The 578-nt window shown below is 77.5% G+C and carries 1 protein-coding gene; it reads right to left on the bottom strand.

What is annotated here, in order from left to right; all coding sequences use genetic code 11:
- Positions 1–578 (bottom strand): serpin family protein (locus CR470_RS38365; protein WP_306667846.1); only part of this gene is annotated, 578 nt, incomplete at both ends.

The raw sequence follows: 578 nt of genomic DNA, 5'->3' as shown, positions 1-578 counted from the left end.
CCGCTCAGAGATGTGTATAAGAGACAGGGGACGCCCTCGGCCCGGGGCGCCCAGCCCGCGCGCAGCACCCGGCCGGGCCCGGCCCCCGGCTCCCCCAGGACGAGGCGGACCCGCGCCCCGGGGGCGCCGCCCGGTTCCGTCACGCAGCGCAGCTCGACGACGTACGCCCCGCCGGCCGTCCACGCGTCGGCCCGCGGCACGTCCTTGACCATGGTCGGCACCGGGCCGACCTTCCCGGCCGCGTCGGTGAACAGCAGGTTCCGCGTCCGCCGGGCCTCGAACGGCTCCTCCCAGCGGGCCTTCAGCGCCAGGACGTTGACCAGAGCGAGCAGGGTCGCGTCGGTGATCTCCAGCGGCAGTCGCTCGATCAGCCCTCCGGTGGCCTCGCGGACCCAGGCGTCGACGGCCGCCGGGTCCATCGGGTCGAAGCGGACGTCCGGCAGCGCCTCCTGGTACGCGGGAAGGACGGGCCCCCGGCTCCAGACCCGGGTGGCCACGCCCAGCGCCCCGGTCCGGGCCAGCTCGCGGGCCACCGCCGTGACGGCCGGCGCGGCCTCCCGGTCCGCGGTGCCGAGGAG

Source organism: Streptomyces sp. rh34 (assembly GCF_002551245.1).
Lineage (GTDB): Bacteria > Actinomycetota > Actinomycetes > Streptomycetales > Streptomycetaceae > Streptomyces.
This window is presented reverse-complemented; position numbering and strand designations above follow the sequence as displayed.